This window comes from Mesorhizobium sp. M4A.F.Ca.ET.020.02.1.1 (assembly GCF_004022645.1).
In the GTDB taxonomy this organism is placed as follows: Bacteria; Pseudomonadota; Alphaproteobacteria; order Rhizobiales; family Rhizobiaceae; genus Mesorhizobium.
Genome location: NZ_RZOI01000632.1, coordinates 1 through 3,578, shown reverse-complemented (window position 1 = coordinate 3,578; position 3,578 = coordinate 1). Strand labels below are relative to the sequence as shown.

The following is a 3,578-nucleotide window of genomic DNA, read 5'->3' as shown; positions in this document are numbered from 1 at the left end:
CAGCGCGCCGGCGTCGCGGACATCGGTGAAGGGAATGACGCGCGGGCTGGCGCCGCCGTAGAGCTCGGTCTCGGCGGCGAGCAGGCTCTCGCGCAGTTCGGAAAGCGTGCCGGCGCCGGCCAGGGCGCCGAGAAAAAGCCCGTCGGGCCGCAGCGCCCGCCGGATCTGGGCCAGCATGCCGGGAATATCGTTCATCGCCTGCAGCGACAGCAGCGACACGACAAGGTCGAGGCTTTGCGCCTCGAACGGCACAGTTTCGAGCGCCGCCACCAGCCCGGCTGCGCCTGCGAGGAAGGCAGTGTCCGCTTCGACGCGCGCTATCTCCGCCGCCTTGCCGCTTTCGGCGAGCACATCCCCTGCCGCCGGCGTCTGGCACAACAGCGCGGCCGCCTTGCCGAAGCTGCGCTCGACCGCGCCGAGCCGGTCGGCAAGGTCATCGGCTGCCCGCCGCATCAGGAAATCGGCGCCGCCCACGGGGTGGGCCAGGGCGCGACGCTTGCGCGCCAGCCAGAGCGAGGTGTCGATGATAGGCTGCAACGGGCAGGTTCCTGTTTCCCGCTCTCTGATATAGTGGAGCGGCGACGAAACCACGTGGCCGATCCAATGCCGAAGATCAAGACCGTTGAACTCGGGACAATCGCGCGGAGGGCATTGGCCTTGCCGGCGCGCATCCTGTTTCCGCCGGTCTGCGCCGGCTGCCGGCGCCATGTCTCGCAGCCCGGGGTGCTGTGCGGCACCTGCTGGCCGAAGCTCAGGCTGCTGGAACGGCCCTGGTGCGCGGTGATGGGCACGCCGTTCACCCACGACATGGGCGAGGGCTTCCTCTGCGCCGAAGCCATTGCCGATCCGCCGCCTTTCGAGCGGGCGCGGGCGGCGGTCGTCTATTCCGGCGTCGCGCGCCAGATGGTGCAGGGCCTGAAGTACCAAGACCGTACGGATCTGGCGCCATGGATGGCGCGCTGGATGCAGCGTGCCGGAGCCGAGCTGATCGCGGAGGCTGATCTCGTCGTGCCGGTGCCGTTGCACTGGCGGCGCTTCTTCCGGCGGCAGTTCAACCAGTCGGCCGAGCTGGCGAGGGCGGTGTCGCACCTCAGCGGCCTGCCTTTCTCGGCTTCGGTTGTGAGGCGCGTGAAGCTCACCCGCCAGCAGGTCGGGCTGGAGCGGCAGGAGCGCGAGGACAATGTGCGCGCCGCCTTCCGCGTGCCGTCCGAGGCGGAGATCGAGATCGCCGGCCGCCGGGTGCTGTTGGTCGACGATGTCTATACCACCGGCGCGACCGTGAGATCGGTGGCCAAGGCACTGAAGAAGGGCGGCGCCGGCGCCGTCGACGTGCTGACCTTCGCGCGCGTTTTGCCAGGGGACTTTCGAGCCGACGAGTCCGCGACTATATAAAACGACAAATGTTGTTGTTGTCCCAGAGCGCTGCGCGCTTCCAGGTGACATGCAGGAATGCTGATCGATGATTGATGTGACGATCTATACGCGCATGATGTGTGGCTATTGCACCGCGGCCAAGCGGCTGCTCGAGCGCAAGGGCGTCGCCTACACCGAGCACGATGCCTCCTTCTCGCCGGAACTGCGCCAGGAAATGATTTCCCGGGCGCATGGCCGCTCTACATTTCCGCAGATTTTCATCGGCGACACGCATGTCGGCGGCTCCGACGACCTCCACGAGCTGGAGGCCGAGGGCCGGCTCGATGCGCTGCTCGCCGACGGTTCGAGGGGTTGATCATGGGTGGTTTCAAGGCAGCGGCGGTGCAGATGCGTTCGGGCACCAGCCCCGAGCGCAACGCGGTCGATCTGGAGCGTCTGGTGCGCGAGGCGGCAGGCCTGGGCGCCACCTATGTGCAGACCCCCGAGATGACCGGCGCGCTGGTGCGCGACAAGGAGGCGCGGGCCGCTTCCTTCACCTCAGAGGACAAGGACATCATCGTTTCGACCGCCCGGAAGCTGGCGAAGGAGCTCGGCATCTTCCTGCATATAGGCTCGACCGCCATCCTGCGCGCCGACGGCAAGCTGGCCAACCGCGCGTTGCTGTTCGCGCCCGATGGCACCACCATCGCCAGCTACGACAAGATCCACATGTTCGACGTCGACCTCGACAATGGCGAGAGCTGGCGCGAATCCGCCGCCTACGAGCCGGGCACCGAGGCCGTCATCGCCGAGATCGACGGTGCCAGGCTCGGCTTTGCCGTCTGCTACGACCTGCGCTTCCCGCAGCTGTTCCGCGCCGAGGCGCTGGCCGGCGCCAATGTGCTTTCGGTGCCCGCCGCCTTCACCCGGCAGACCGGCGAAGCACACTGGCACGTGCTGCTTCGGGCTCGCGCCATCGAGAACGGCGCCTATGTGGTTGCGGCCGCGCAAGGGGGCCTGCACGAGGACGGCCGCGAGACTTTTGGCCACTCGCTGATCGTCGACCCGTGGGGCCGCATCGTGGCGGAAGCCGCCCATGAGGAGCCCGGCGTGATCGTCGCCGAGATCGATCCAGCGCAGTCGCTCGCCGCGCGCAGGAAGATCCCCAATCTGAAGAACGCGCGCGAGTTCGCCGTCAATGCCGGCGAGGCGCCGCGTCTCAGGGGTGCAGCTTCTTGATCCGTTTTTCCCTGATCTGCGAGCACGAACACGAATTCGAGGCGTGGTTCCGCAGCAATGACGATTTCGGCACGCAGAAGAAGCGTGGCTTGGTCGATTGCCCGAGCTGCGGCTCGCACAAGGTTGACAAGGCGCTGATGGCGCCGGCCGTCTCGACCGGGCGCAAACAGGAAAAGATCGCGCTCGCCATGGGCGAGGCGCAGAAGCAGGCATTGGCGCAGTTGAAGGCGCTCGCCGAGAAGGTGCGCGAGAACGCCGACTATGTCGGCGACAAGTTCGCCGAGGAAGCGCGCAAGATCCATTTCGGCGAGACCGATCCGCGCGGCATCTATGGCGAGGCGACGCCGGAGGAAGCGAAGAGCCTGGCCGAGGACGGCGTCGAGTTCACGCCAATCCCGACCTTTCCGGACGACCGGAACTGAGCATCCAGCCAGGCTAGCCCAAGCTTTCGATCAGCTTCCCGAGCAATCTCGCGAGCGTCTCCCGCTCCTCGCGCGTCAGTCCGGCGAGGATGTCATGTTCGTTGGCGACATGGGCGACGAGTGCCTCATCGGTCACGGCCAGGCCCTTTTCGGTGAGCGCAACGACAACCCCGCGCCGGTCGCTGGGGTGCGGCGCGCGCATGATCAAACCGGCCTTTTCCAGCCGGTCGAGGCGGGCGGTCATGGCGCCGGAAGTCACCATCGTCGCCTCGTAGAGATCGGTCGGCGTCAGCGCGTAGGGCTTGCCGGACCGGCGCAGGGTCGCCAGCACGTCGAACTCGCCTTGCTGCAATCCGAAGCGGGCAAACAGCGGCGCCAGCCGCTCGCGCGAGATCAGCGAGGCGGCTTCGTTCAGCCGTCCGATCACGGCCATAGGCGAGACGTCCAGGTCTGGCCGTTCCCTTTGCCACTGCTCGATCGCCCTTGCCGCCCGATCCATCTATCTCACCGAAAAGTATCTTGACATAAAGAATCTCTGCACTATGTTATCGCAAAACACAATAG

At 66.7% G+C, this 3,578-nt stretch carries 6 protein-coding genes; 4 read left to right on the top strand and 2 right to left on the bottom strand.

The window, feature by feature from the left end:
* Nucleotides 1-537, bottom strand: a 537-nt coding sequence (locus EN742_RS28240) for a methyltransferase domain-containing protein (RefSeq protein ID WP_128333535.1), incomplete at its 3' end; no start/stop codon positions are given.
* A gap of 54 nt (nt 538-591) precedes the next feature.
* Here EN742_RS28240 and EN742_RS28235 point away from each other — a divergent pair.
* From EN742_RS28235 to EN742_RS28220, 4 genes are all read left to right on the top strand, one after another.
* Nucleotides 592-1,392, top strand: a complete 801-nt coding sequence (locus EN742_RS28235; protein ID WP_126058139.1) for a ComF family protein — start codon at nt 592-594, stop codon at nt 1,390-1,392.
* Between the two features lie 67 nt (nt 1,393-1,459).
* Nucleotides 1,460-1,729, top strand: coding sequence for a glutaredoxin 3 (gene grxC / locus EN742_RS28230; RefSeq protein ID WP_126058140.1), 270 nt, complete (start codon nt 1,460-1,462; stop codon nt 1,727-1,729).
* 2 nt (nt 1,730-1,731) lie between these two features.
* A complete protein-coding gene (locus tag EN742_RS28225; protein WP_126058141.1) occupies nt 1,732-2,592 on the top strand; it encodes a carbon-nitrogen hydrolase family protein in 861 nt (286 codons plus the stop codon).
* Nucleotides 2,589-3,014, top strand: coding sequence for a DUF1178 family protein (locus EN742_RS28220; protein ID WP_126058142.1), 426 nt, complete (start codon nt 2,589-2,591; stop codon nt 3,012-3,014). Before EN742_RS28225 ends, EN742_RS28220 begins: the two co-directional genes overlap by 4 nt.
* 13 nt (nt 3,015-3,027) lie before the next feature.
* Here the strand turns inward: EN742_RS28220 and EN742_RS28215 are convergent, their stop codons facing one another.
* Nucleotides 3,028-3,513 carry a MarR family transcriptional regulator gene (locus tag EN742_RS28215; RefSeq protein ID WP_126058143.1) on the bottom strand — a complete coding sequence of 162 codons (486 nt, stop codon included), beginning with the start codon at nt 3,511-3,513 and terminating at the stop codon, nt 3,028-3,030.
* Between the last annotated feature and the right edge of the window lie 65 nt (nt 3,514-3,578).